The following is a 1,745-nucleotide window of genomic DNA, read 5'->3' on the forward strand; positions in this document are numbered from 1 at the left end:
GAGAGTAAAACTCTCAAAACTAAACAAGACTTCAATAATGTAAGGTTTCCGAATTTTTCCTTAGAAAGGAGGTGATCCAGCCGCAGGTTCTCCTACGGCTACCTTGTTACGACTTCACCCTAATCATCTGTCCCACCTTAGGCGGCAGGCTCCAAAAGGTTACCTAACCGACTTTGGGTGTTACAAACTCTCATGGTGTGACGGGCGGTGTGTACAAGACCCGGGAACGTATTCACCGTGGCATGCTGATCCACGATTACTAGCGATTCCAACTTCATGCAGGCGAGTTGCAGCCTGCAATCCGAACTGAGAACGGCTTTAAGAGATTAGCTTGACCTCGCGGTTTCGCAACTCGTTGTACCGTCCATTGTAGCACGTGTGTAGCCCAGGTCATAAGGGGCATGATGATTTGACGTCATCCCCACCTTCCTCCGGTTTGTCACCGGCAGTCTCATTAGAGTGCCCAACTGAATGCTGGCAACTAATGACAAGGGTTGCGCTCGTTGCGGGACTTAACCCAACATCTCACGACACGAGCTGACGACAACCATGCACCACCTGTCATTCTGCCCCCGAAGGGGACACCTAATCTCTTAGGTTAACAGAAGATGTCAAGACCTGGTAAGGTTCTTCGCGTAGCATCGAATTAAACCACATGCTCCACCGCTTGTGCGGGTCCCCGTCAATTCCTTTGAGTTTCAACCTTGCGGTCGTACTCCCCAGGCGGAGTGCTTAATGCGTTAGCTGCGGCACTGAAGGGCGGAAACCCTCCAACACCTAGCACTCATCGTTTACGGCATGGACTACCAGGGTATCTAATCCTGTTTGCTACCCATGCTTTCGAGCCTCAGCGTCAGTTACAGACTAGACAGCCGCCTTCGCCACTGGTGTTCCTCCATATATCTACGCATTTCACCGCTACACATGGAGTTCCACTGTCCTCTTCTGCACTCAAGTTTCCCAGTTTCCGATGCACTTCTCCGGTTAAGCCGGAGGCTTTCACATCAGACTTAGAAGACCGCCTGCGCTCGCTTTACGCCCAATAAATCCGGACAACGCTTGCCACCTACGTATTACCGCGGCTGCTGGCACGTAGTTAGCCGTGACTTTCTGGTTAGATACCGTCGCGACGTGAGCAGTTACTCTCACGCCCGTTCTTCTCTAACAACAGAGTTTTACGAGCCGAAACCCTTCTTCACTCACGCGGCATTGCTCCATCAGACTTTCGTCCATTGTGGAAGATTCCCTACTGCTGCCTCCCGTAGGAGTCTGGGCCGTGTCTCAGTCCCAATGTGGCCGATTACCCTCTCAGGTCGGCTACGCATCATCGCCTTGGTGAGCCTTTATCTCACCAACTAGCTAATGCGCCGCGGATCCATCCAAAAGCGATAGCACAAAGGCCATCTTTCAAACGAAAACCATGTGGTTTTCGTTGTTATACGGTATTAGCATCTGTTTCCAGGTGTTATCCCCTTCTTCTGGGCAGGTTATCCACGTGTTACTCACCAGTTCGCCACTCGCTGCTAACTTAAATCTAGTTAATGCAAGCATCAACTATCAATAAGCGCAGCTCGTTCGACTTGCATGTATTAGGCATGCCGCCAGCGTTCGTCCTGAGCCAGGATCAAACTCTCATTTTAGAAATGAGAAATTTTACTAGCTCATTATTATTTGTTGTTATTCTTTTTCAAAAGAATTAAAAAGCGAATTGACTTCGCAAATGTTTAATTTTAAGTTCTACAACT

At 49.3% G+C, this 1,745-nt stretch carries 1 rRNA gene; it reads right to left on the reverse strand.

From position 1 onward, the window contains the following. Nucleotides 1-64: 64 nt before the first annotated feature. A 16S ribosomal RNA gene (locus tag AC6UDG_RS07200) occupies nt 65-1,640 on the reverse strand. Nucleotides 1,641-1,745: the final 105 nt, after the last annotated feature.

It is taken from the genome of Fructilactobacillus sp. X2R1C1 (genome assembly GCF_059901435.1).